This is a genomic window from Bradyrhizobium sp. (assembly GCF_030654605.1).
In the GTDB taxonomy this organism is placed as follows: domain Bacteria; phylum Pseudomonadota; class Alphaproteobacteria; order Rhizobiales; family Xanthobacteraceae; genus Bradyrhizobium.
On the sequence record NZ_JAURXB010000214.1, the window covers coordinates 1 to 23708 of the forward strand.

General features: G+C 64.8%; 19 protein-coding genes and 1 tRNA gene. 13 read left to right on the top strand and 7 right to left on the bottom strand.

Annotation, left to right across the window (positions count from 1 at the left end; genetic code table 11):
• Positions 1–1358, bottom strand: a 1358-nt coding sequence (gene htpG, locus Q7U29_RS19515) for a molecular chaperone HtpG (protein WP_304744047.1), incomplete at its 3' end; no start/stop codon positions are given.
• 181 nt (positions 1359–1539) lie between these two features.
• Here htpG and Q7U29_RS19520 point away from each other — a divergent pair.
• From Q7U29_RS19520 to Q7U29_RS19550, 7 genes are all read left to right on the top strand, one after another.
• Entirely contained in the window at positions 1540–3591 is a 2052-nt protein-coding gene (locus tag Q7U29_RS19520) for an adenylate/guanylate cyclase domain-containing protein (protein WP_304744048.1), read from the top strand.
• A gap of 143 nt (positions 3592–3734) precedes the next feature.
• Positions 3735–4046, top strand: coding sequence for a DUF2282 domain-containing protein (locus Q7U29_RS19525; RefSeq protein ID WP_304744049.1), 312 nt, complete (start codon positions 3735–3737; stop codon positions 4044–4046).
• A gap of 68 nt (positions 4047–4114) precedes the next feature.
• On the top strand, positions 4115–4972 hold the full coding sequence (locus Q7U29_RS19530; protein ID WP_304744051.1) for a DUF692 domain-containing protein: 858 nt from the start codon (positions 4115–4117) through the stop codon (positions 4970–4972).
• 8 nt (positions 4973–4980) lie between these two features.
• Entirely contained in the window at positions 4981–5757 is a 777-nt protein-coding gene (locus tag Q7U29_RS19535; RefSeq protein ID WP_304744053.1) for a DUF2063 domain-containing protein, read from the top strand.
• On the top strand, positions 5754–6236 hold the full coding sequence (locus Q7U29_RS19540) for a DoxX family protein (RefSeq protein WP_304744054.1): 483 nt from the start codon (positions 5754–5756) through the stop codon (positions 6234–6236). The genes Q7U29_RS19535 and Q7U29_RS19540 overlap by 4 nt, the downstream gene beginning before the upstream one ends.
• A 141-nt stretch (positions 6237–6377) precedes the next feature.
• Positions 6378–7994, top strand: coding sequence for a GMC family oxidoreductase (locus Q7U29_RS19545; protein WP_304744056.1), 1617 nt, complete (start codon positions 6378–6380; stop codon positions 7992–7994).
• A 63-nt stretch (positions 7995–8057) separates the two neighbouring features.
• Complete coding sequence (locus tag Q7U29_RS19550; RefSeq protein WP_304744057.1) at positions 8058–9272, top strand: mandelate racemase/muconate lactonizing enzyme family protein; 1215 nt, start codon at positions 8058–8060, stop codon at positions 9270–9272.
• A gap of 123 nt (positions 9273–9395) precedes the next feature.
• Here Q7U29_RS19550 and Q7U29_RS19555 read toward each other — a convergent pair whose 3' ends face one another.
• From Q7U29_RS19555 to Q7U29_RS19565, 3 genes are read right to left on the bottom strand one after another with little or no spacing between them, the layout of a single operon-like run.
• Positions 9396–11438, bottom strand: a complete 2043-nt coding sequence (locus tag Q7U29_RS19555; protein WP_304744059.1) for a hydantoinase/oxoprolinase family protein — start codon at positions 11436–11438, stop codon at positions 9396–9398.
• A gap of 2 nt (positions 11439–11440) precedes the next feature.
• Complete coding sequence (locus Q7U29_RS19560; RefSeq protein ID WP_304744061.1) at positions 11441–13111, bottom strand: hydantoinase B/oxoprolinase family protein; 1671 nt, start codon at positions 13109–13111, stop codon at positions 11441–11443.
• Positions 13112–13156: 45 nt separating this feature from the next.
• Complete coding sequence (locus tag Q7U29_RS19565; protein ID WP_304744062.1) at positions 13157–14518, bottom strand: aspartate aminotransferase family protein; 1362 nt, start codon at positions 14516–14518, stop codon at positions 13157–13159.
• Positions 14519–14742: 224 nt separating this feature from the next.
• Between Q7U29_RS19565 and Q7U29_RS19570 the strand changes: the two genes are divergently transcribed.
• Genes Q7U29_RS19570 through Q7U29_RS19585 form a run of 4 tightly spaced genes read left to right on the top strand, consistent with a single transcriptional unit; the run spans position 14743 to position 18365 of the window.
• Positions 14743–15366 (top strand): TRAP transporter small permease subunit, encoded by a 624-nt coding sequence (locus Q7U29_RS19570; RefSeq protein WP_304744064.1) that lies wholly within the window; start codon positions 14743–14745, stop codon positions 15364–15366.
• Entirely contained in the window at positions 15363–16661 is a 1299-nt protein-coding gene (locus Q7U29_RS19575) for a TRAP transporter large permease (protein ID WP_304744065.1), read from the top strand. Before Q7U29_RS19570 ends, Q7U29_RS19575 begins: the two co-directional genes overlap by 4 nt.
• A 25-nt stretch (positions 16662–16686) precedes the next feature.
• Positions 16687–17751, top strand: a complete 1065-nt coding sequence (locus Q7U29_RS19580) for a TRAP transporter substrate-binding protein (protein WP_304744066.1) — start codon at positions 16687–16689, stop codon at positions 17749–17751.
• Positions 17748–18365 carry a HutD family protein gene (locus Q7U29_RS19585; protein WP_304744067.1) on the top strand — a complete coding sequence of 206 codons (618 nt, stop codon included), beginning with the start codon at positions 17748–17750 and terminating at the stop codon, positions 18363–18365. The genes Q7U29_RS19580 and Q7U29_RS19585 overlap by 4 nt, the downstream gene beginning before the upstream one ends.
• Here Q7U29_RS19585 and Q7U29_RS19590 read toward each other — a convergent pair whose 3' ends face one another.
• Together Q7U29_RS19590 and Q7U29_RS19595 are read right to left on the bottom strand one after the other, a co-directional pair.
• On the bottom strand, positions 18366–20705 hold the full coding sequence (locus Q7U29_RS19590; protein ID WP_304744069.1) for a xanthine dehydrogenase family protein molybdopterin-binding subunit: 2340 nt from the start codon (positions 20703–20705) through the stop codon (positions 18366–18368).
• Between the two features lie 142 nt (positions 20706–20847).
• Positions 20848–21639, bottom strand: a complete 792-nt coding sequence (locus Q7U29_RS19595) for an MOSC domain-containing protein (RefSeq protein WP_304744071.1) — start codon at positions 21637–21639, stop codon at positions 20848–20850.
• 179 nt (positions 21640–21818) lie between these two features.
• On the opposite strand from Q7U29_RS19595, the gene Q7U29_RS19600 reads away from it, so the two are divergent.
• Complete coding sequence (locus Q7U29_RS19600) at positions 21819–23000, top strand: Fic family protein (protein WP_304744073.1); 1182 nt, start codon at positions 21819–21821, stop codon at positions 22998–23000.
• 104 nt (positions 23001–23104) lie between these two features.
• Positions 23105–23413 (top strand): XRE family transcriptional regulator, encoded by a 309-nt coding sequence (locus Q7U29_RS19605; RefSeq protein WP_304744074.1) that lies wholly within the window; start codon positions 23105–23107, stop codon positions 23411–23413.
• Between the two features lie 84 nt (positions 23414–23497).
• Here Q7U29_RS19605 and Q7U29_RS19610 read toward each other — a convergent pair.
• Positions 23498–23574, bottom strand: a tRNA-Met gene (locus tag Q7U29_RS19610).
• Positions 23575–23708: the final 134 nt, after the last annotated feature.

Below are 23708 nucleotides of genomic sequence, written 5' to 3' on the forward strand. Positions count from 1 at the left end.
ACCTCGATGCCGCGGGCGGCGGCCGACTCCAGCTTGGGATTCGATTTCAGCCGCTCGATGCTGTCGCCGGCCAGGAAGTACACTTCGGTCTGGTTCGGTTTGAGATCCGCGATGTACTGCTTCAGCGACCGGTTCTCGCCCGCCGTACTGGTGAAGCGCGACAGCGCCAGCAATTTCTCGCGCCGCTCGAAATCCTCGTAGAGCCCTTCCTTGATGACCGGGCCGAACGCGTCCCAGATCTTCGCGAAATTCTCCGGGTCCTTCTCACCGAGGCTTTCGAGCTCGCTGACGACCCGCGTGGTCACGGCCTTCCTGATCTGCGCCAGTTGCGGATTGTTCTGCAGCATTTCGCGGGAGATGTTGAGCGGCAGGTCCTCGCTGTCGACCACGCCGCGGATGAAGCGCAGATAGGCCGGCAAGAGATCGGCGTCGTCGGTGATGAAGACGCGGCGGACATAGAGTTTCACCCTGCCCTTGCGTTGCGGCTCGAACAAATCGAACGGCTTTGCCGAGGGCGCGAACAGCAGCACCGCATAGGAGTATCGGCCCTCGGCGCGGTAATGCAGCGTCATCGCCGGCTCGTCGAACGCGTTCGCGATCGACTTGTAGGCCTTGGCGTAGTCTTCCGCCGCAAGCTCCGACTTCGACCGCTGCCACAATGCGCTGGCCGAATTGATCTGGCGCGGCTCGCGCTCTTCCGCAACCAGCTCGATCGGGAACTGGATGTTGTCGGAATAGGCGCCGACGATGCGCTCGATTTCGTAAGTCTCGAGATATTTTTTTGCATCCGGCTTCAGGTGCAGCACGATCTCGGTACCGCGTGCGATCCGCGCGGCGTCTTCCTCGCCGGCGGGTGCGACTTCAAATCCGGCTCCGCCCGACGACGACCAGGTCCAGACCTCGTCGCTCCCCGCACGGCGGCTGGTGACGACGATGCGATCTGCCACCATAAAGGCCGAATAGAAGCCGACGCCGAACTGGCCGATCAGCCCGGCGCCGTCCTTGGCCTCGGTCAGCCGCGACAGGAAGGATTTGGTGCCGGACCGGGCGATGGTGCCGAGATTGTCGATCAGCTCCTGGCGGTCCATGCCGATGCCGGTGTCGACCACGCGGAGCGTATCGGCTGTCTTGTCGGGCACGATGCGTATTTTGGGCGGCTCGCCATCCGCGACCAACTCAGGGTTGGCGATCGCCTCATAGCGGAGCTTGTCGCAGGCGTCGGAGGCGTTGGAGATCAATTCACGCAGGAAAATATCGGTTTCTGAATAGACCGAATGCACCATCAGGTGCAGCAATTCGGCGACCTCGGCCTGGAACGGCTGGGAGACGGGGGCGGTGTCGGCGGTAGTGTCGGTCATGATCGATCTCATTCAAGAATGAACATCCGGAGAGCAGCCTGATATAGCGATACCACGAGAGGTGGCAAGATTTGCGGCCCGGCCGGCATGGAAAGCGTCGGGCGGAACCGTCAACGAGGGCCGTTTGCGAATTATCGGCCTATGGTGGACACTGCAAGGCCGCAAGGAGACACGCGCCATCATGCGAATCGGCATTCGCCTTGCCATTTCCGGGTTGGTCCTCGCATCGATCCTGGTGAGCGCCGTCGGCGTCCATCTGCTGTGGTGGCGGACCGCCGAAGCCAACAGCCACGCGCTGGCCGACACTATCAACCGCCAGATCGTCGCGGCGGTTGAAAAGGAAGTCACCGTCATCACCACCGAAGCGCGCGCGGCGCACACCGCCATTCGCACCCTGTTCCTGCAGAACGTGCTGGAGACCCGCGAGGCGGACAAGCGCGAATTCGTCTTCCTGTCCCAGTTGCAGTCGCAGCCGAACATCTCCTGGGTGGCGTTCGGCTGGCCGGACGGCGCGTTCTTTGCCGCGCACAAGCTCGGCGATCTGGCGCTGGAAATGATGGAAATCGCGCCGGTCGACGGCGTCGTCAAGCGGCGCGTCGACGAATACCAGGTCGTGGTCGGCGATATCGAGTTCGAGAAGCGGCGCTTCGAAAATACCGACTATGCGGTGACCGAACAGGAATGGTTTCGTTCAGGCCTGGCCGCCGACGAACCGCGCTGGTTCAACGTCACGGTTCATCCGGTGGGGCCGCGCCCGTCGATCGCCTATGCCGGTCCGATCGACGTTTACCAGAAACGCCAGGGCGTTCTCGCCATCATCATCGAATATACCCGCCTCGCCCGGTTCCTGTCGCAGCTCTCGGTCGGAAAGTCCGGCGCGGCGTTCATTCTGGGGAGCGACGGCACGACCATCGCCGCTCCCGATCCGGATGCCGATGAACTGAGCATGCAACGGTCCGACCAGCCCTTGCTCGCGATCGCCCGGCGCGCCATCGGACAGGCCGGCGGCTCCGGCCCCGAGAAAAAGGCCGCCGGTCAGGTCAGGCTGGAAGCCGCCGACGATGCCTATGCGGTCACTCTCACGCCACTCGCCTTTCCCGGATGGACGCTGGCGACCGTGATTCCGGAAAAGGAATTTCTCGGTCCCATCGAGGCCACGATCCGCAAGCTTCTGATCGGCCTGGCGGCCCTCATTCTCGCCGCCGGCCTGCTGTCGGCATGGCTCGCCCGGCGCGTCATCGCCACGCCGTTGATCATGGTCGTCGACGAGCTCAAGCACGTCGCCCGCTTCGATCTCGACAAGGTCCGCCGCCACGCCTCTGGCGTGACCGAGATCGAGAATCTGTCGGGCGCCATCGCCGACATGGCGGGCGGACTCGCCGCCTTCCGGAAATACATCCCCGCCGATCTGGTCAGAACTCTGGTGAGTGAGGGTGTCGAACCTCGCCCTGGCGGCGCGATCAAGCCGCTGACGATCCTGTTCGCCGATATCGCCGGCTTTACCGGATTGTCCGAGCGGCTCGGCGATCGCATCGTCCCGCTGCTGTCCAGCTATCTCGATACCATGTCGCGCGAGGTCAGCGCCCATCGCGGCACCATCGACAAATTCATCGGCGACGCGGTGATGGCGTTCTGGGGTGCACCTGCGGCCAACCCCGATCATGCCGCCGACGCGTGCCGCGCCGCGCTCGCCTGCCAGCGCGCACTCCGGGAATCCGGCCTGACCGACGATGCCGGCCGACCGCTCCGGGTGCGGGTCGGCCTCAATTCCGGTGACGTGCTGGTCGGCAATATCGGATCCGAAGTCCGCCTCAACTATACGGTCATCGGCGACGCCGTGAACGTCGCGAGCCGGCTGGAAGGCGCCAACAAGGAATATGGCACCGACATCATCATCGGTGAGGAAACCCGTCGCCTCGCCGGGGATCAAATCATCGTTCGCGAGCTCGACCGCCTGACGGTTTACGGCCGCGCGCAGGGCATCGCGGTCTACGAACTGCTTGGGATGGCGGAAGACGGTACGGTCCTCCCGCCATGCATGACGCTGTATGAATCCGGACTCTCCGCCTATCGCGACCGTCATTTCGAGCAGGCCGCCGAGCTGTTCGAGCAGGCGCTTCAGGCGCGCGATACGGACCAGCCGGCGCGGCTGATGTTGGAGCGTTGCCGCGACCTTCTTCGGCAGCCACCGGGCGACGATTGGGACCCGACCAACGCGATGCGAGCCAAATAGCCTGGGCCGCCGGTTTCCCCGTCATGCCCCATTCCTATCACGGGCTTGTGATAGATGGAGGAAACGACGTCGTAACGGCGCCGCCGCCACGCCCGTAACTTGGTGACGCTTTCGTAGCTGAAGTTTCAAGGAAGGATCGCCCCATGAGCTCCAACACCGTCCCCGCCAGAACCGCCCTCGCCAACGCCACCATCGCCGGCTCCTTTGCCGCCGCGCTTGCCATGATCGCCGCTCCGGCGTTCGCGGCGCCAAAGCCGCCGCAGCCGACCATGGACAAGTGCTTCGGCATCGCCATGAAAGGCGAGAATGATTGCGCGGCGGGCGCCGGCACCACCTGCGCCGGCACGGCCAAAACCGACTATCAGGGCGATGCGTGGAAGTATGTCGCCAAGGGGACCTGCGCGAGCATCAAGACCCCGAAGGGTACGGGTTCGCTCGAGCCCATCAAGTCCTGAACCGAACCACCGGCACGCGGAACGCCCCGCGTGCCGGTCTCGAGGCTCCCGCCAAGCGAGTTCAGCCGATGCCCATTGCTGCCCATTTGCCGGCTTCGGCCGGCGTCGGCTTCAAGCCCGAGCATGCCGCCGCCATTCTGGCCGCAGCACAGCCGATCGGATTCTTCGAGGTCCATGCGGAGAACTACATGGGCGCCGGAGGGCCGCCGCATGCGCAGCTCACCGCGCTGCGCGAACGCTATGCGCTGTCGGTTCACGGTGTCGGGCTGTCGATCGGCTCGACGGGGCCGCTGGATCGCGCTCACCTGACCAGGCTGCGCCAACTGTGCGATCGCTATGCGCCGGCGAGCTTTTCCGAACATCTCGCCTGGTCGTCGCATGATGGCGTCTACTTCAACGACCTGCTGCCGCTGCCTTATACCGGGCAGACGCTGGCACGGGTCGCCGAACACGTCGACGAGGTGCAGACCGCGCTCGGGCGGCAGATGCTGCTGGAAAATCCGTCGACCTATCTCGACTTCGCCGAGAGCACGATCGCGGAAGTCGATTTCCTCGCCGAGATATCGCGGCGCACCGGGTGCGGATTGCTGCTCGACATCAACAACGTCTTCGTCTCGGCCACCAACCATGGCACGTCGGCAATGGACTATCTCGACCGGTTTCCGCTGCACCGGGTCGCGGAGATTCACCTGGGCGGTCATGATGCCGATACCGGCGATGCCGGAGAACCGCTGCTGATCGACAGCCATCGTGTGGCTGTCGCAGACGAGGTCTGGGCACTCTACCGTGAGGTGATCGCCCGCACCGGCGCGCTGCCGACCCTGATTGAGTGGGACAACGACGTGCCGGACTGGCCAGTGCTGCGCGCCGAGGCCGTCGCCGCCCAACGCATCCTGTCGGGCGCGGCGCGTGCGTCGGCGGCATGAGAGACGCCATGCCCGCGACATTCGAGACATCCTTTGCGAAAGCGCTGCTCGGCGCCGAAGCAACCTTTCCGCCCGGCATCGCCGCACACACCGGCGCCGTTCCGGCGCGACGCTTTGCCGTCTACCGCAACAACGTCATGGCAAGTCTCGGCGCTGCGCTGGCACAGCGCCATCCCGTCATCGAACGGCTGGTCGGCGGCGAATTCCTTGCCGCGATGGCGCGGCAATTCGTGATGCAGCATCCGCCGCGCTCGCCGCTGCTGGCGCAATATGGCGAGGAATTCGCCGACTTCATCGCCGCGTTCGAGCCGGCGCGGGAGCTGCCTTATCTCGCGGACATAGCGCGGCTCGAGGCGGCGCGAACCCGCGCCTACCATGCGGAAGACGCCACACCGCTTGGCGGGGACGGCTTCGCGGCGCTCGACGCCGAAACCCTCGGAGACATCCGCCTCCAGCTGCATCCCTCGGCCGCCATCCTGCGCTCGCCGTTCCCGATCGTGACGATCTGGGCGATGAACAGCGGTGAGCTTGAGCTCCAGCCGATCGAGACCGGGCAAGGCGAGGACGCCCTCGTCGTCCGGCCGCATCTCGACGTCGAAATCCGCGCGCTGCCGCCGGGCGGTGCGGCGTTCCTGCAGTCGCTCGCCGGCGGCCGGCCGCTGCGCGATGCCATCGGCGCCGCGCTCGCCGATCACGCCGGTTTCGACCTCACCGGCAATCTCGCGGGTCTGATCGGCTCAGGCGTCGTCCGCGCCATCCTGTCTCCGGCGGAAAGGACACCATGACGGCCCTCGGCAAACCGCTCGACGCGGCGGCGACGCCGACCATCCTGCCGGTGCGGATCATCCAGCGCGCGATTGCCGCGCTGGATCGCATTCCCTATTGGCCGATCGCCCTGTCGGCCCGCATCTTCCCCGCCATGGTGTTCTGGCAATCGGGCCAGACCAAGGTCGCGGGATTCAACCTGAAGCCCAGCGCCATTGCGCTGTTCGAGAACGAGTACCGACTGCCGCTGCTCGATCCAGGGATCGCTGCCCATGCCGCCGCGGTCGCCGAGCATTTATTCCCGGTCCTGCTTGTAATCGGACTGGCGTCGCGATTTTCAGCGATGGCGCTGTTGCTGATGACCGTGGTGATCGAGGTCTTCGTCTACCCCGACGCCTGGCCCATTCACGGCGTCTGGGCGACCTGCTTTCTGATCGTGATCGCGCGGGGTCCCGGCCTGCTCTCGCTCGATCACTTGATCGCCCGCAGATACCGATAGAAGCCGCGCGTCATCCGGCCGGTCGCTGCCGACCTCGCCTGCCGATGGCGGCGGTTGCGGACGAATCCCATATGGCGATACCATGATGGCCGGCAAGCTTCGCGGCACGCCCCCCGCGCAAATCCTCGCAGAAGGACCATCATGGCAAAATCCGGGTTCGATGTGGAATTCGACGTCGTGGTGGCCGGCGCCGGATCGGCCGGATGCGTGGTGGCGGCACGGCTGACGGAAAACCCCGGGATTTCGCTGTGCGTGATCGAGGCCGGCGGGCGCGACCGCAATCCCTGGATCCATATTCCCCGGGGCTTCGGCAAGCTCGTCCCCAACGCGAAAATCAACTGGGGCTACGAAACCGAGCCGGAGCCGGGGCTGGGCGGCCGCAGCATCATCTGGCCGCGCGGCAAGGTGGTGGGCGGGTCGGGCTCCATCAACGGGCTGGTGTTTTTGCGAGGCGCGCCGAGCGACTATGACGAGTGGCAGCGGCTGGGCGCCCGGGGCTGGGGCTACGAGGACGTACTGCCCTATTTCAAGCGGATGGAGCATTGCGTCGACGGCGCGGATCAGTGGCGCGGCACCGGGGGTCCGATCACGGTTTCCAACGTCAAGCGTCCGTCGACGGTGGCGAAGGCCTTTGTCGAGGCCTGCGAACGCCTGCAGTATCAGCACAACGCCGATTTCAACGGCGAGCGCATCGATGGCGTCGGCTTCGCACCGCTCAACGTCCACAATGGCTGGCGCCGCTCGACTGCGGTCGGCTATCTCCGGCCGAACCTCAGCCGCAAGAATCTCGAATTGATGACCAGGACCCACGTGCGGAAAATCCTGTTCGAGGGACGCCGCGCCGTCGGCGTCGAGGTCGAGCGCGACGGAAAGATCCAGCGCATCGGCGCGCGGCGCGAACTGATCCTGTCCGGCGGCGCCATCAACTCCCCGGTGCTGCTGCTGGCCTCCGGCATCGGTCCCGCCGCCGAACTGGCGCAGCATGGCATCGAGGTGAAGCTCGATCTGCCCGGCGTCGGCAAGAACCTGCAGGATCATTATCAGGCGAGTTTTGCGTTCCGGACCAACAGCGGCGACACCCTCAATGAAGCCGTGATGAACCCGGTCAAGTCGGCCAGGATGGCGCTGCAATGGCTGTTCACGGGGACAGGCCAGCTCGCCGTCGGCGCCACCGAGGCGACGCTGTTCGCGAAATCGAGCCCGACGGAGCCGGTGCCGGATATCCAGTACCAGGTGCTGAATTTCTCCTCCGACAGCCTGAAACTCGGATTGCATCGCTGGCCGGGCTTTACCTTCATCTTCAGCGTCTGCCGGCCGAAGAGCCGCGGCGAGATCACGCTGCGCGACGCGGCAGGCAAGATGCCGCCGCGCATCCTCGCCAATTACCTCGTTCACCCCGACGACATGCGCATCATGCAGGCGGGCTTCCGCATCGGCCGGCAGATCGCCGCCACCGAGCCGTTCCGCTCGCTGGTGACCGAACAGATCCGGCCGAATCCGGCGATCGAGAGCGACGACGAGATCGCCGACTTCGTCCGCAGCATGGGCTCGACGGTCTATCACCCCTGCGGCACCTGCCGGATGGGCGAGGATAACGGCGCCGTGGTCGACAGTTCGCTGCGGGTCCGCGGCATCGACGGATTGCGCGTGGTCGACGCCTCCGTGATGCCGGCGATGCCGTCGCCGAACATTCATCCCGCCACCATCATGGTCGCTGAAAAGAGTTCCGACATCATCGCGCAGGCGCTGAGGCATTGAAGCCATAGCGATCGACAAACGGCGCAAGCCGAATTGCAAACGAGAAAACCAAGAGGGAACGCCGTGACGAGAATATCAAAAGTAAAAAGCGTCGAAATCCTCGCCTGCGACGCAGGCTGGCGGAACTACCATTTCGTCAAGATCTCGACCGAGGACGGCGTGGTCGGCTGGAGCGAGTATGACGAGGGTTTTGGCGCACCCGGCGTCGGCACCGCGATCCAGCGGCTGTCCGGCCGCGTCGTCGGGCAAGACGTCATGGCGCATGAGCGGATCTTTGCCGAGCTTTCGGCGGCGACCCGCCCCGCCACCGGCGGCGTGGTGGCGCTGGCATTAGGGGCCATCGAAAACGCGCTGCTCGACGCCAAGGGCAAGCTGCTGGGCGTGCCCTGCTACGAACTGCTCGGCGGCAAGATCCGCGATCGCGTGCGGGTCTACTGGTCGCATTGCGCCACCTGGCGCATCAACCATCCCGGCTGGTACAAGCCGGCGATCACCGACCTGGACGGCGTCAAGGCGATCGGTCGCGAGGTCAAGGACAAGAAGTTCACCGCGCTGAAGACCAACATTTTCACGTATACCGACGGCAAGCCGCAGGGCTGGCGGCCCGGCTTCGGCTCGCCGTTCGAGCCGGAGATCAATGTCGACCGCAAGGTGCTGCGCGACCTGCGCATGCATCTGGAAGCCATCCGCGACGGCGCCGGGCCCGATGTCGACATCCTGCTCGACCTCAATTTCAACGCCAAGACCGAAGGCTACCTGAAGATCCTGCGCACCATCGCCGACCTCGACATGTTCTGGATCGAGATCGACAGTTTTAACCCGGAAGCGCTGGGCTATATAAGGCGGCAGAGCCCGCATCCCATCTCGTCCTGCGAGACGTTATTGGGCCTGCGCGAATTCCTGCCCTATTTCCGCGAGCAGGCGATGGACGTCGCGATCATCGACACGCCGTGGAACGGGGTGTGGCAGTCGATGAAGATCGCAGCCTCCGCCGAAGCCCACGAGGTCAACGTCGCGCCGCATAATTTCTACGGCCACCTCTGCAGCATGATGAACGCACATTTCTGCGCCGCAGTGCCGAATTTGCGGATCATGGAAATCGACATCGACCGGCTGGAATGGGACCACGAACTGTTCACCCACCTGCCCGAAATCGTCGACGGCCATCTGGTGATCCCGGACCGCCCCGGCTGGGGCACCGAACCCAACGAGGAAGCACTGCGCGCGCACCCGCCGAAGGGGCTCGGCGGGTTGTTGAATTACGGGCAGAAGAAGTAGCGCGCCTTCCGTCTCGTCATGGCCGGGCTCGTCCCGGCCATCCACGTTTTCCTTGCTCAAGTGAAGCCAGGACGTGGATGCCCGGGACAAGCCCGGGCATGACGGGTCTAGGTTCCTGCCGCATCACCTCAGCGCAATATCCAGCCACCCGAGCGCGTTGACGGACACCCGGTCGCCGGCATCGACGACCACCGTGGTGGTCTCGGCCTCGATGATCGCGGGGCCAGCCAGGGTGTGGCCAGGCCTGAGATCGTCGAGCGCGTAGACCGGGACCTCGCGCCAGGCGCCGAACCAGGCCTGCCGCGCTCCGCGCGGCGCGCAGACTGTCGCTGACGGCGTCGGCCGCGCATCCTGGCCGCGCTGCGACACTTCGCCGACCGCGGCGACCCTCGCGTTGACGAATACCACTTCCTGGTCGCGCGCGGCGTAGGTGTAGAGTTCTTCGTGGCGGCGGTGGAAGCGGTCCTCGATCTGGTCGATCAGCGTGGCCGCGTTCCAGTCGAGGCCGTCGAGCGCGACGTCGATTTCAAAGATCTGTTCGCCGTAGCGCATCTCCGCCGAGCGTTCCGTCGTCATCGGGCCGCCGAACCAGGCACGCAGCCGGCCGATCGCCTGTTGCTCCAGATCCGCAAACAGGGTTCGCGCCTCGTCGGCGGAAATGCGGGCGGCGGCGCCGTAATGGGTGCGGCTGACTTCGTAGCGCAGATCGCTGGTCAGCATGCCCCAGGCCGACAGCACCGAGGCCGCGACCGGCACGATGATGCGCTTGATGTCGAGTTCGCGCGCGACCTCGGCGGCATGCAGGCCGGCGGCGCCGCCGAAACTCAGCAGCGCGAATTTTCTGGGATCGACGCCACGGCGCAGGGTCATCAGCCGGATGCCGTCGGCCATCTTCAGGTTGATCATCCGAAAAATGCCGGCGGCGGCCTCGATCCGCTCGAGGTCCAGCGACGCGGCAACCCGGTCGACCGCGGCTTCGGCTGCCGCGCGGTCGAGCGGACGCGCGCCGCCCATGAAGGCGCTCGCATCGAGATAGCCGAGCACGACATTGGCGTCAGTGACGGTGGCGGCCGTGCCGCCATTGCCGTAGCAGGCCGGCCCCGGCACCGAGCCCGCGCTTTCCGGACCGACCCGCAAGGTACCGCCGGCATCGACCGACGCGATCGAGCCGCCGCCGGCCGCGATGCTGGCGATGTCGAGGCTGCGCAGCGCGATGCGCTGGCCGGCGAGCGATCCATCGGCGGACAGCGAGGCGCGACCCTCGGAAATCAGCGAGATGTCGGTCGAGGTGCCGCCCATGTCGAACGGCACCAGATCGGGAATGGCTGTTAGCTCGGCGCAGCGCCGGGCGCCGGAAATCCCGCCGGCGGGTCCCGACAGCACCGTGCCCGCGGCGAGCCGTGAGGCTTCCTCCACCGGCGCCATGCCGCCATGGGACAGGATGATGAAGAGCGAGCCCGTGAAGCCGGCCTCGTGAAGGCGCTGCTCCAGGTTGGTCAGATAGTGCCGCACCTGCGGCCGGACATAGGCGTTCACGACGGTGGTCGAGACGCGCTCATATTCCTTGATCTGCGGCAGCACGTCGCTGGAGCGGGAAATGCTGATGTCAGGTAGTTCGCGCGCCAGCCGTTCGACGGCGGCGAGTTCGTGCACGGGGTTGAGATAGGAATGCAGGAAGCAGACCGCGACCGAATTGGCGCCGGAGCGGCGGATCGCGGCGATGGCGTCATCGAGCGAACGATCGTCGAGCGGGATCGCGATCTCGCCATTGGCCTTGAGCCGCTCCTTGACGCCAAAACGCCGCTCGCGTGGCACCAGCGGTTGCGGCGGCGGCGAACGCAGGTCGTAGCGGTCGTCCTTCAGCCCCTCGCGCATCTCGATAACGTCGCGATGACCCTCGGTGGTGAGCAACGCGACTTTGGCGCCCTTGCGCTCGAGAAGCGCGTTGGTCGCGACCGTGGTGCCGTGCACGATGCGATCCGTCACACCCAGCATGTCCGCGCGCGTCAGCTTTAATCGCCGCGCCAGTTCGTCCAGCCCCGCCATCACGCCGACCGACTGGTCCGCCGGCGTCGATGGCGATTTCGCGAAGATGGTTTTGCCTGTTACGTCGATGGCGACGAGATCCGTATAGGTGCCGCCGACGTCAATTCCGATGGTGTACATATTCAGGAGCCCTGCCCAGCCGGCGCATCGTCAGTGACAAGTCCCTGTTCACGATCCCGCGCGCGCGCCTCTGCCGAGCGTTCGGCCGCCGGCCCATAGCCGCCTCCGCCGGAGGAGCGGATTTCGAGGCAATCGCCGGGACGAAGCTCGATGCCGACTTCCTTGGTGCGCAGGGGGCGCGGCGGACGTCCCTCGGAAATCAGCCGGTAATCATGCGGCACGCCGTCCTGGCCGCCGAGCATTCCGCAGGGACCATGGCGCACGCCGTCGCCCGCGGTATTGCCACGCGCGGGCTTTGCGGTTTCCAGCACGAGATCGAGCGCGACGCCGAGGCCGCCGCGGAATTTGCCGTCGCCGCCGGAGTTTTCGCGGAATTCATGCCGACGGAAGTGCAGGGGAAAACGCACCTCTGCGACTTCGAGGCTACCGAATTTGAGGCCGCCGACGCTGTGCCATTCGCCGATCGACGAATAGCCGTCGCCGCCGGACGAGGCGCCGCCGCCGGGGCGCGCCTGAAACAGGTGCCAGATGAAACTCTTTCCCGTTCGCGGATCTTCGCCCTGGATCGCGATCCGGAACCGGCGGCTCCAGCCCGCCATGGCGCGTTCCGGACACGACGCCGACAACGCCTTGACGATGGCTTCGACGATTTCGTTGGAGGGATGGCTGGTGCACAGCGTCACCGGACGGCCGGGGTCGGCCCAGACAATCGTCCCCTGCCTGGCGATCACCTTCAGCGGTCGCAGCGCGCCGGTGTTCTTGGGGATTTCGGCATCGATCAGATAGGCAAAGGCCATCGCCACCGCGGCCTGCATGTTGGCATGCGAGGAATTGACGAAGCTGCTCGACTGCGGATCGGAATCCGACAGATCGACCTCGATGTCGCTGCCCTGCTTGGTGACCTTGGCGGCGATCCGGATATCGCTGCGGCCATAGCCGTCATCGTCGAGGAAGGCTTCGCCGAAGAACACGCCGTCCTTCCAGGTCGAGACCACCGCGCGGGTCTGCTGCTCGGTCGCGTCCAGGATCGCCTCGATCGCGGCCTCGACCACCGGCGCGCCGAACTCGCTGAACAGTTTTGAGACCCGCCGCTCGCCGAGATGGGCCGCCCCCAGCATTGCGGCGAGGTCGCCGCGAAATTCGCGCGGATTGCGGACGTTCAGCGCCAGCAGATCGAGCAGATCCTCGCGCGGCCGGCCGGCCTCCGAGAGCCTGATCGGCGGGATGCGCAGCCCTTCCTGCCAGATCTCGGTGGCACCGGGATTGTAGGCGCCATGGGTGGCGCCGCCGATGTCGCTGAAATGGGCGCGGACGATGGTCCAGAGCAAGCGCTTCTCGCCATCGAATACCGGCACGAAGACCGTGAGATCGGGCAGATGGCTGCCGCCGTGATAGGGATCGTTGAGCAGAAACACGTCGCCGGGCTTAACATCCTTGAACCGGTCCTCGACCACCAGCGTCGCCCAGGGCAGCGCGCCGACGTGAACCGGGAGATGATCGGCCTGCGCGATCAGGCGGGCGCGCGTGTCGCAGATCGCCAGCGAAAAATCGCGGCTGGAATTCAGGATCTGCGAATAGGTGGTGCGAAGCATGGCTTCGCCCATTTCCTTCACGATCGAGCTCAGGCGGTGCTGAACGACGGATCGCGTGATGGGATCGATCTTGCTGGACATGGACGCTTGTTGGCAAAAAGTAGCGAAGTGATCAAGGGACGCCGCTCAGGCCGACGCCGCCACCTCGGCGAGGGATTCGGACGCCGCCGCGACGATCTGGTCGATATCCCGATCCGTCATCGGCGTCGACAAGGCCATCAATCCATAGCCCGCCGCCAGCACGCCCCGATTGAGCAGGGCGCGATTGAAGACCGCCGATCGCTGCGTTTCCTGTTCGCTCGGATAGGCCGACCGATAGTCGCGGACCGGGCGGTCGGCAAAATGAATTTTCAGCAGCGATCCGAGCCCGACGGTGCGGCCGGGCACACGAAAGCGGCGGAAGGCGTCGTCGATACCGCCGCGCACCGCCGCCCCGATGGCGTCGAGCCGCGCGAAGGCGGCATCGTCGAGCAACTCCATCGCCGCGATCCCGGCGCGCATCGTTACCGGATTGGCCGAGAACGTCCCGCCATGCGGCAGATCAGGCTTGCCGGAGCTGGGGTCGAACACCGCCATGAACTCCCGCTTGCCGCCGACGGCGCCGACCGGAAAGCCGCCGCCCATGATTTTTCCCAGCGTGGTCAGGTCGGGATCGATGTCCCAAAGACCTTGCGCGCCGCGATAGCCGAGGCGGAAGGTGATGACCTCATCGAAGATCAAGAGCGCGCCGACTTCCGATGTGACCGCGCGCAACGCCTCCAGATAGGCCTTGTCCGCCGGCGCCAGTCCGGCGCGGTTCGGCATCGGGTCGACCAGAACGCAAGCGAGCTCCGCGCCATGCTCGCGGATCAGGCTGACGGCCGCGTCGGCGTCGTTGAAGGGGATGGTGATGACGTCGGCCAGCACGTTGTCCGGCGTGCCCTTCGCATACGCGACCGAGACCGGGGCGTTGCGGCCCCAGGCTTCCGGAGTGGGATCGAGGCTGACTTCGGCGTAGTCGTAGGAGCCGTGATAGGCGCCCTCGCATTTTGCAATCTTCGGCCGCCCGGTGAACGCACGCGCCGCCTTCAGCGCCATCATCACGGCCTCGGTGCCGGAGTTGGTAAACCGCACCTGCTCCACCGACGGCAGGCGCGCCACCAACAATTCGGCGAGATCGATCTCGGACTCGGTCGGCAGCCCGAACGCCGACCCCAGCGCCAGCTGTTTGGTCGCCGCCGCCACCAGCGCCGGATGGGCGTGGCCATGGATCAGCGCGGTGAAATTGTTGATGCAGTCGATATATTCGTTGCCGTCGACATCGAACACCCGGCAGCCCTCGCCGCGCGCGGCATAGATCGGATACGGCTTCATGAACACGGTGGTGCGGGTGTTGCCGCCGGGCAGGCTGGACAGCGCGCGGTTGTAGAGCTGTTGGGATTGCGATTTCGGGTCGGGGTACATCGTGACTTTACCTTTGGCGGCGCTGGCGATCAGGCCCACCTGCACTATCACTCCGAAAGGCGAGCCTGTCATGTTTTTGAGCAGAGACGGTAGAAAGGGAATGCATGTGGATGCTCAAAGCGGCAATTGCTGCGAGCAATTGATCCTCGTTTGACGACCGTCGCCGGAATCCCTACCGTTCCCGGCAAGGCCGCATCTGCGGCATGTATTCCGGGCTCGCAAAACGCCCCGGATACACATGGCTCGACGAGAGTGCGACAGAAACATTCATGAGCAACCACGATCCGCTGCTGCCCGACGAGCCCCTGCCCCAGCGCATTTCCCGGATTTTCGCCTGGCTCGCCGGCGGCTGTATCCTGTTCGGCTGCGGCGCACTGATTTCAGCCGATGTTGTCACCCGCTTCGTTTTCAAGCGCGGCATGATCGAAAGCTTCGAGATATCGGGCTACATGTTGGCGGCATGCATCGGTCTCGGACTCGCCTTCACCGTCACCTCGAAGTCCAACATCCGGGTCGATATTCTGCTCGACGCCTTTCCCTATCGCCTGCGTGCGGCCTGCGACCTGCTGGCGGCCTTTGCCCTCGCCGTCATCGCCGTGGCGCTGGTGTGGTTCTGCTGGAAAACCCTGGCGCAATCGTGGACCATGAATGCCCGGTCGACCTCCGTCATGCAGACCCCGATGGTGCTGCCGCAAGGCGTCTGGTGGATCGGCCTGCTCTGGTTCGCTTTCATGGCCGTGCTGCTGCCGTTGCAGGCGATATTGCGGCTTCTGGCCGCGGACCAGCGCGGCTTCGACAAATTGATCGGCAGCCTGCGCGTAACCGAGGAACTCGAGCAGGCCGGCATCGATATGGCCAAAATCGAGCCGAAGCGCGAGGTGCCGCAGCCATGATCGGCACTGCATTCAGCCTGCTGATCGGTCTGATGGCGCTCAGCCTGCCGGTGGCGGCGGCGCTCGGAATCATGGGCTATGTGCTCTCGCAGAAATACGCCTTCTTTCCGCTGACCGGCGCGCTGGGCGAACTGGCCTGGAATACGTCAAACGACTTCATTCTGATCGCGGCCCCCATGTTCATCATGATGGGCGAGCTGATGCACCGCTCCGGCATGAGCGAGCGGCTGTTCACCGCGCTCGCGCCGTGGTTTGCGAAAGTTCCGGGACGCCTGATCCACACCAACATCGCCGCCAGCGCCATCTTCGCCGCTACCTCGGGTTCATCGGTGGCGACCGCCGCAACCATCGGTACCGTCGCGATCCCGAATATGGCGAAGGGCGGCTATAATCCACCGCTGTTCCTCGGATCGATCGCCGCCGGCGGCACGCTCGGGATCCTGATCCCGCCGTCCATCAACATGATCATCTATGCGGTCCTGACCGACACGTCGGTAGCCCAGCTTTACGCCGCGGGGTTCATTCCGGGCTTCATGCTGGCCGGGTTGTTCTCGCTGATCGTGTTCGCCGTCACGCTCTGGCGGCCGGGGATGGCGGGTCCCGCCGTCGAGACCGCCGGACTGTGGCCGCAAAGGATCGCCGGGCTGAAACATCTGGTGCCGCCGCTCGGCCTGTTCCTCATCGTAGTCGGGTCCATCTATGTCGGCATCGCCACCCCGACCGAGGCGGCGGCGCTCGGACTGATGGCGACGCTGGGCCTGGTGGCAGCCAATGGCCAGCTGACTTTGCCGGTGCTGGTCCGCGCCTTCGAAGGCACGGTGCGAACCACCTGCATGATCATGCTGATCATCATCGCCGCCTTCTTTCTGAACTTCGTGATGGTCTCGATCGGCCTCGTCAAGGCGGTGACCGATTCGGTGCTGTCGCTCGGCCTGCCGCCGCTGGCGATGCTGCTCGCGATTGTCGTTTTCTACCTGATCCTCGGCTGCTTCATGGAGACACTGTCGATGATGATCGCCACCACGCCGGTGGTCGTGCCCGTCATCACCGCCATGGGCTACAGTCCGATCTGGTGGGGCATCATCTTCGTGATCCTGATGGAGGCGGCGCTCATCACCCCGCCGGTCGGCCTGAACCTGTACGTGGTACAGTCCGTGCGCGGACCAGGGCCGTTCTGGGACCTGTGCATCGGCGCCCTTCCATTTGTCGGCGCAATGATCATGATGATCGGCATTCTGATTGCATTCCCCGAGATCGCGCTGTGGCTGCCGAGCCTGCTGCAACCGACGAAATAGCCCCTGCCCTCAAGGAGACCTGATCATGTCGATGCGACCCGTTTTTGCCGCGCTTGTCGCCGCTGCTGCCATCGGCCTCGCGCCGCTGCCTGTCGCTGCCCAGACCCAGGGATTGCCCGCCACCTCGTTCAACGTGGTCGGCAGCATCGGCAATCTGTCGATGTATCTCAACCGCGAAGTGCCGTTCTGGAACGAGACCGTTCCAAAGGAGTCGGGCGGCGCGATCAAGGTCCAGCTGAAATCCTTCACCGAGCTCGGATTGAAGGGGCCGGAAATCTTCCGGCTGATTTCATCCGGCACCCTGCAGTTCGCCACCACCGTCCTGAACTACAATTCCGGCGAAGTGCCGATGAACGAAGCGGCCGACCTGGTCGGCCTGGTCGGCTCGGTGGAGGAACTGCAGAAGGCAGCCGATGTGCTGCGGCCGAGCTATGCCAAATTCCTCGAGGAAAAGCACGGCTTGAAACTGCTCGGCTTCGGTACCTATCAGGCCCAGGTGATCTACTGCCGCGATGCCTTCACCAACGTCGCCGACCTCAGGGGACGCAAGGTGCGCGCGTCCGGCGCCTCGCAGCAGGCATTCGTCTCCCACATCGGCGGCTCGCCGATCACCATCGCATTCGCGGAGGTGCAACCGGCGCTCGCCAGCGGCGTGATCGATTGCGCCATCACCGGCGCGCTGTCCGGCTACCGCTCGAAGTGGCACGAATCGGCAAAATTCATCTCGCCGATGCCGATCAATTTCGGCCTCGCCGCCCACCTCGCCAATCTCGCATGGTGGAAAACGCTGGACCCGAAGGTGCAGGCCTTCCTGGAGACCCATGTCCGCAAGCTCGAAGACTCGATTTTCGAACAGGCCAAAACCGAAACCCAGACCGGCATCGACTGCAACACCGGCAGCGCGTCATGCAAGGAAGGCAAGCCGGCGGCGATGAAACTGGTCGCGGTGACGCCGGCTGACGAGGCGCTGCGCAAGGATGCGCTGGTGAAGGCGATCATGCCCGGCTTCGCGCAACGCTGCGGGGCAGATTGCGTCGCCAACTGGAATGCGACGATCGGCAAGTCGCTCGGCCTCAAGATGGGGCAATGAGCCCCACGGCTGCCGGCAGCGGGGTTCGACTCGCGGCGATCGATCCGGCCGCCTTCCGGCATACGCCCTGGAAGAACGGCGGCGGCGTCACGATCGACGTCGCCGAAGCCCTGCTACCCGGATTCGCGCCGGGCAGCTGGGAAGGAATGGTATGGCGGTTTGGCCGCACCGCCATCGTGACGCCGGGCCCGTTTTCCGACCTCAGCGGCTTCGACCGCGCGCAGGTGCTGGTTTCCGGTCACGGACTCGTGCTCGAAACGCCCACAGGCGAGATCGACGTCCGGCAGCCGTTCAGGCCGGTGCGGTTTGCCGGGGAAACGGCGATCGTCAGCCGGCTCGAAGCCGGACCGGTCGAAGTCGTCAACCTGCTCGGCGACCGGTCACGCGTATCGATCGACCTGTCATGCCTCGCGGCCGGCGCCACGGATTCCCGCCCGGCCGGCGTCCACATCATCTATGCGGCCACGACGCCGTGCGACCTCGCCATCGACGGCAACGCCTGCGCGATCGCGAGCGACCACGCCCTGCGCATCGATGCCGGCGAAAGCTTCACGGTCGCAAGCCGGCTCGGCACCGCGATCGTGGCGTCGATTTTTCCGGTCGCGCGGAACTAGCTATTGCTTGCGCGAACTTGGCGGCGTGGCGCGGGCCGCCTGGATCGCGCTCCAGACCAGGAACGGCGTCGCCGGCATGTCCAGTTGATCTATACCGAGCGGCGACAAGGCATCGAGCACGGCGTTCATGATGGTTTGCGGCGCGGCGATGGCGCCGGCCTGCCCGGTTCCTTTCACGCCCAGCGGGTTCGACAGGGTCGGCTCGGAATCATTCAGGCCGCCGGCAAAATTCGGCAGGTCCTGCGCGCGCGGCAGCGCATAGTCCAGGAATGAACCGGTGAGCAGCTGGCCCTCGGGGTCGAACACGACATGCTCCAGCAGGGCCTGCCCGATACCCTGTACCACGCCGCCGTGAACCTGCCCGAGCGCCACGCGCGGGTTGATCAGGCGGCCGAAATCATCCGCGATCGTGTAGCGATCGAGCCGCACGACGCCGGTTTCCGGATCGATCTCGACTTCCGCGACATGGCAGCCGTTGGGGAAGGTGTAGAGATCGGACGTATTCGTCGCATTTCCGTCCAGCCCCGGCGTCAGCCCCTCCGGAAGATTGGCCGGATCCCGCGCGGCATCGGCTACCTTGCCGATCGCGATGGCACGTTCGGTACCCTGCACGACGAAGCTGCCGTCGATGAAACCAACCTGATCCACCGGCGCCTGCAGCAGATGCGCGGCGATCAACCGGCCTTTCTCGATCAATCTTTCGACGGCCATGACAAGGGCAGTGCCGCCCATATGCATCGAACGCGCGCCGCCATGGCCGTTGCCGCCGGGCAGCAGGTCGGTGTCGCCCTGGTGGAAACGGAATGCGGCAATCGGCAATCCCAGCAGATCGGCCGCGACCTGGGGATAGGCGGTTTCATGTCCCTGGCCGTTGGACTGCGTCCCGACCGCCAGCGACACCGTGCCGTCCGGCTCGAACGCCGCCCGCGCGAACTCGCTCGGCACGCCGCGGGAGGTTTCGAGAAAGCAGGCAATGCCGATGCCGCGCAGCAAGCCGGCCTTCTTCGATCGCGCGCGGCGCTTGCGAAAGCCGTCGCGATCGGCGAGCGCAATCGCCTCGTCCAGACCGGCGCCGAAGCGGCCGCCGTCGATCTTCATGCCCATCGCGGTGCGATGCGGAAACCTGCCGATGATATTGCGCCGGCGCAGTTTAACGGCATCGATCCCGGTTCTGACGGATGCAAGGTTCACCAGGCGCTCGATCAGATAATTGGCTTCGGGCTTGCCGGCGCCGCGATAGGCGTCGATCGGCGGCGTGTTGGTAAAGGCGCCGCGCACCTCGAAGAAAACGGCGGGAATGGCATAGACACCGCCTATCGCGCTGCCGGCGGCATTGGTGGAACTGATGGGGCCCAGGGTCGAAAGATAGCCGCCCATGTTGGCGACCGCCCGCACCTCCAGGCCGAGAAACCGGCCATCCTTGTCGAGCGCGAGTTTCGAGCGCGCAAACAAATCGCGGCCCTGCGCGGATGAGACAAAATCCTCCGATCGTTCGGATACCCAGCGCACCGGGCGGCCGAGTTTTCGCGCCGCCCACAGCACCAGCACATATTCGGGATAGAGATAATTCTTCATCCCGAAGCCGCCGCCGACGTCGGGCACCACCACGTGGATGCGCCCGGCGGGAATTTTGAAGATGGTATCGGCGAGTTGCCGGCGAAGATCGTGGACACCCTGGCCGGTCAGCGAAAGGCAAAACCTGTCGGTCTTGCGGTCATGAAAGCCGATGGCGGCGCGCGTCTCCATGGGGGCCGCGACCACGCGGTTGTTGAAGAGGTCGCATTCCACGACATGCGCCGCCTGCGCCATCGCCGCGGCAACAGCTTCAGCATCGCCCTTGCGAAACAGGAAGGCGGAATTACCCGGCGCCTCCGGCCAGATGCGCGGGGCGTCCGGCCGCAGCGCCGCGGTGGCCACGGTGACGCAGGGCAGCGTGTCATAGGAGACATCCACCGCCTCGCCGGCCGCGATCGCCGCCTCCGGCGATTCCGCGATGATGCAGACGACGGGATCGCCGACATGCCGCACGAAGCCGCGCGCCAGCGCCGGGCGCGGCGGAACGATGATCGGCTCCACCGCCTCGATCACGGTGATACACGGCAACTCCCCGATGCCGTCGGCCGCGAGATCGGCCTCGCTATAGAGCGCCACGACCCCGGGGACGGCGCGGGCAGCTTCGAGGTCCAGCCGCGCGATCCGGGCGAAGGCGACCGGCGAGCGAACCACATGGAGGTGCAGCGCCCCCGGCACGTAATCGTCGGCGACATATTTGCCGTGGCCGGTGAGGAAGCGGAAGTCCTCCAGCCGATCCAGCGATCGTCCTTGATAACGCTCGTGCACCTGCGCACCCTTTTTCCGTTGAGCGGGAACCTGCCCGCTCCAGCCAAAATATCGAAAACAACCCCCTGCACAGATACAGAGGCCTGCGAAATCAATGCCTTACGCAAGGACGATTTAGCATGCCGCCCTGCCCGACGCGCCGCTATTCGACCAGACGAACTTCATCCCCCGCGCGCACCATCCCCTCCACCAGAACCGCGGCATAGACGCCCGCTTTTCCGTCGTGACTGCGCGCGACATATTTCAATACCTCGGGGTTTGCCGTCGCGGTCTCCGGATCGAGGCTGATCATCTGGCATCTGATATCGCGCTCGAGCACCGCGATCACGACCTTGCCGCCGATGCGGAGCTGGCGGCCGACATATTGGTCCTCGGCAAACCCCTCCGTCGATGTAAGGTCGACATAGATGTTGGCACGAAACCGCCGCTTGTCCACCGCGAGCCCCACGGCATCTTCGATCTTGCGGACCGTCTGGGTCGAGAAGATCGAAATCGGACGGCAATCCGTGAAGGCGCGATCCGACCGCCGCATCGTCAGATCCGACGCCGGGGATTTGTCGTCGCCGAGCGCAAGGAGCAACCGGGGATCATCAATGCCGAGCACCTCGCCCAAGGGTGTCTCGACTGCGAGAGCGAGTTCGTCCTGAGATGGATAAAGCGGGGTGACGCCGGGTCCCAGCGCTTCCGCCTCCGCCAGGTTGGAAGGCAGCACCGTGCGTTCGCCATCGCGGAAGAACGGACGGTACAGCAGCATGTCGCTGCGCCCACGCGCGGTCAGGTACGGAAAGGCTTTCAGCGCAGTCGAGTTGTGGACGGCGTAGAGCCGGTCCCCCAGGATTCCGGAAAAACCCACAAACGCTTCCGGCAGCGCCTCCCCGCGCATGCTCTTTACGGGATAGCGCCACAGGCTTTCGACATATCCGATCAGGGCCATCGTCAGGGATCTTTCCTCATTTGACCGTGCAGGGGACCGCGGAGGCCTTGCGACAGCCGTGGAAGATTTCGCCGTTGCCACGGGGCGAAGAAAGCGGCACAATAACCGGCAATTTCAAGGATTAAAATTTCATAAACCATTGTTATTTATACATTATTGTCACGATGAAAGCGGCAAAAATGACTGCCCCCACCGCCATGGAACCTCTCTTCCCGGAGGAGAGCAAGCGCCTTTCCGACCTTGCAACCGACCTCGTTGCCAGGAGCAACGCGCTTGCAGGACGCCTTCACCCCGTCATGCAGGAGGGCCTCGGCCACCTCGTGCGCTCCATGAACTGCTATTACAGCAACCTCATCGAGGGACACCATACCCACCCCATTGATATCGATCGCGCACTGGCTGGCGACTACAGCACTGAGCCCGAAAAGCGCAATCTCCAGCTCGAGGCGCGCGCGCACATCGACGTGCAGCAAAAGATCGATGCCGGAGCGGCGCCGCAACCATCCACCGCGATCGAATTCATCCGCTGGGTCCACAAAGAGTTCTGCCGGCAATTGCCGGAGCAACTTCTCACCGTCTCGGATCCAAAGACGGGCCGGAAAGAAAAAGTCGTTCCGGGTGAACTAAGGCACAGCCTCGTCAAGGTCGGGCGCCACATCCCCCCTGCCCCGCAAGACCTGGCTGCACTGCTCGAACGCTTCGCCTCTGCCTATGGCAACGATACGCTCCCCAAAATTCAGCGCATCATCTGCGTGGCAGCCTCACACCATCGCCTGCTGTGGATTCACCCGTTCGCCGACGGCAATGGCAGGGTCGCGCGCCTCACCTCGCACGCGCTGCTGAGGGAGCTCGGTATTGGCTCGAGCCTCTGGTCGATCTCGCGCGGCCTCGCCCGCGCGGTCGACACCTACAAGGCGGCCCTGCAATCCGCCGATCAACCGCGCCGCGGAGACCTCGATGGTCGCGGCAACCTCACCCAATCCGGCCTGGTCGATTTCTGCGTGTTTTTCCTGTCGAGCTGCGTGGACCAGATGGTCTTCATGGAATCGCTGTTCGAACCCACTGAGCTTCAGCGCCGCATGGAAATCTGGTGCGAGGAGGAGACCCGCGCTGGCCGCTTGCCGAGAGGCAGCTGGCCGCTGCTGCGCGAAGCCGTGCTCGTCGGCGAATTCTCGCGTGGCAAGGCGCCTGATCTGACCGACTACCAGGAACGCCAGGCCAGAACGGTGCTCAACACCCTCATTGAAAAAGGCTTCCTGGTCTCGGCGACATCGCGATCGGCGGTGCGGCTGGGTTTTCCATTTGCGGTGGTCGATCGATGGTTTCCGCGGCTGTATACCGGGCCGGCGAGCGCGGCCTAGAAATAGGATAAGTTTGTCCTGAACCGCAAGCTTTATGACCTGCATCTCGATGAACTCAAGAAGGAGGGTTTAATCCGATGACTGGACATCGCTCATTCAAGGAATTGACCAAGGCCTTTTCGCCGGAGCGAAAGGCGCGCGTCGACGCGCGCGTCTTACAGTTGAAGGCTGATATGGCGTTGCACGAACTGCGCCAGGCGCGCGAGCGTTCGCAGGAGGATTTGGCGCGCGAATTGGGCGTCGGGCAACCGGCCGTCGCCAAGCTTGAACGGCGCGCGGATATGTATGTCAGCAACCTGCGGCGCTATGTGGAAGCCTTGGGTGGCTCGCTGGAAATCACCGCGCGGTTTCCCGAGGGCAGCGTGAACATCACAAATTTTGGAGAACTCGGCACCGCGTCCGAACAATCGTGAACGTGAACGCTCGGTAAGCGCCTGCACCGTAACGAAAAAGCCCGCCAACCGGCGGGCTAATTCACTGATATTGCTATCAAAACTTGGTTGCGGGGATAGGATTTGAACCTATGACCTTCAGGTTATGAGCCTGACGAGCTACCGGGCTGCTCCACCCCGCGATAAACCGTTGCACTCCCTGTCAAAAACCGGTGCTAGAGACGAATCTGGCGCAACGCCCGAGGGCGCCGATCAGACCTGTCCGGAGGCTTCCTGAGAAGGCTACCCTTGGGCTGATGCCATTGGGTGCGAGCGG

Excerpts from the sequence above, each read along its gene's own strand:
- Q7U29_RS19520 (WP_304744048.1), top strand. The coding sequence starts at position 1,540 with ATGCGAATCGGCATTCGCCTTGCCATTTCCGGGTTGGTCCTCGCATCG.
- Q7U29_RS19525 (WP_304744049.1), top strand. The coding sequence starts at position 3,735 with ATGAGCTCCAACACCGTCCCCGCCAGAACCGCCCTCGCCAACGCCACC.
- Q7U29_RS19530 (WP_304744051.1), top strand. The coding sequence starts at position 4,115 with ATGCCCATTGCTGCCCATTTGCCGGCTTCGGCCGGCGTCGGCTTCAAG.
- Q7U29_RS19535 (WP_304744053.1), top strand. The coding sequence starts at position 4,981 with ATGCCCGCGACATTCGAGACATCCTTTGCGAAAGCGCTGCTCGGCGCC.
- Q7U29_RS19540 (WP_304744054.1), top strand. The coding sequence starts at position 5,754 with ATGACGGCCCTCGGCAAACCGCTCGACGCGGCGGCGACGCCGACCATC.
- Q7U29_RS19545 (WP_304744056.1), top strand. The coding sequence starts at position 6,378 with ATGGCAAAATCCGGGTTCGATGTGGAATTCGACGTCGTGGTGGCCGGC.
- Q7U29_RS19555 (WP_304744059.1), bottom strand. The coding sequence starts at position 11,438 with ATGTACACCATCGGAATTGACGTCGGCGGCACCTATACGGATCTCGTC.
- Q7U29_RS19560 (WP_304744061.1), bottom strand. The coding sequence starts at position 13,111 with ATGTCCAGCAAGATCGATCCCATCACGCGATCCGTCGTTCAGCACCGC.
- Q7U29_RS19570 (WP_304744064.1), top strand. The coding sequence starts at position 14,743 with ATGAGCAACCACGATCCGCTGCTGCCCGACGAGCCCCTGCCCCAGCGC.
- Q7U29_RS19575 (WP_304744065.1), top strand. The coding sequence starts at position 15,363 with ATGATCGGCACTGCATTCAGCCTGCTGATCGGTCTGATGGCGCTCAGC.
- Q7U29_RS19580 (WP_304744066.1), top strand. The coding sequence starts at position 16,687 with ATGTCGATGCGACCCGTTTTTGCCGCGCTTGTCGCCGCTGCTGCCATC.
- Q7U29_RS19585 (WP_304744067.1), top strand. The coding sequence starts at position 17,748 with ATGAGCCCCACGGCTGCCGGCAGCGGGGTTCGACTCGCGGCGATCGAT.
- Q7U29_RS19595 (WP_304744071.1), bottom strand. The coding sequence starts at position 21,639 with ATGGCCCTGATCGGATATGTCGAAAGCCTGTGGCGCTATCCCGTAAAG.
- Q7U29_RS19600 (WP_304744073.1), top strand. The coding sequence starts at position 21,819 with ATGACTGCCCCCACCGCCATGGAACCTCTCTTCCCGGAGGAGAGCAAG.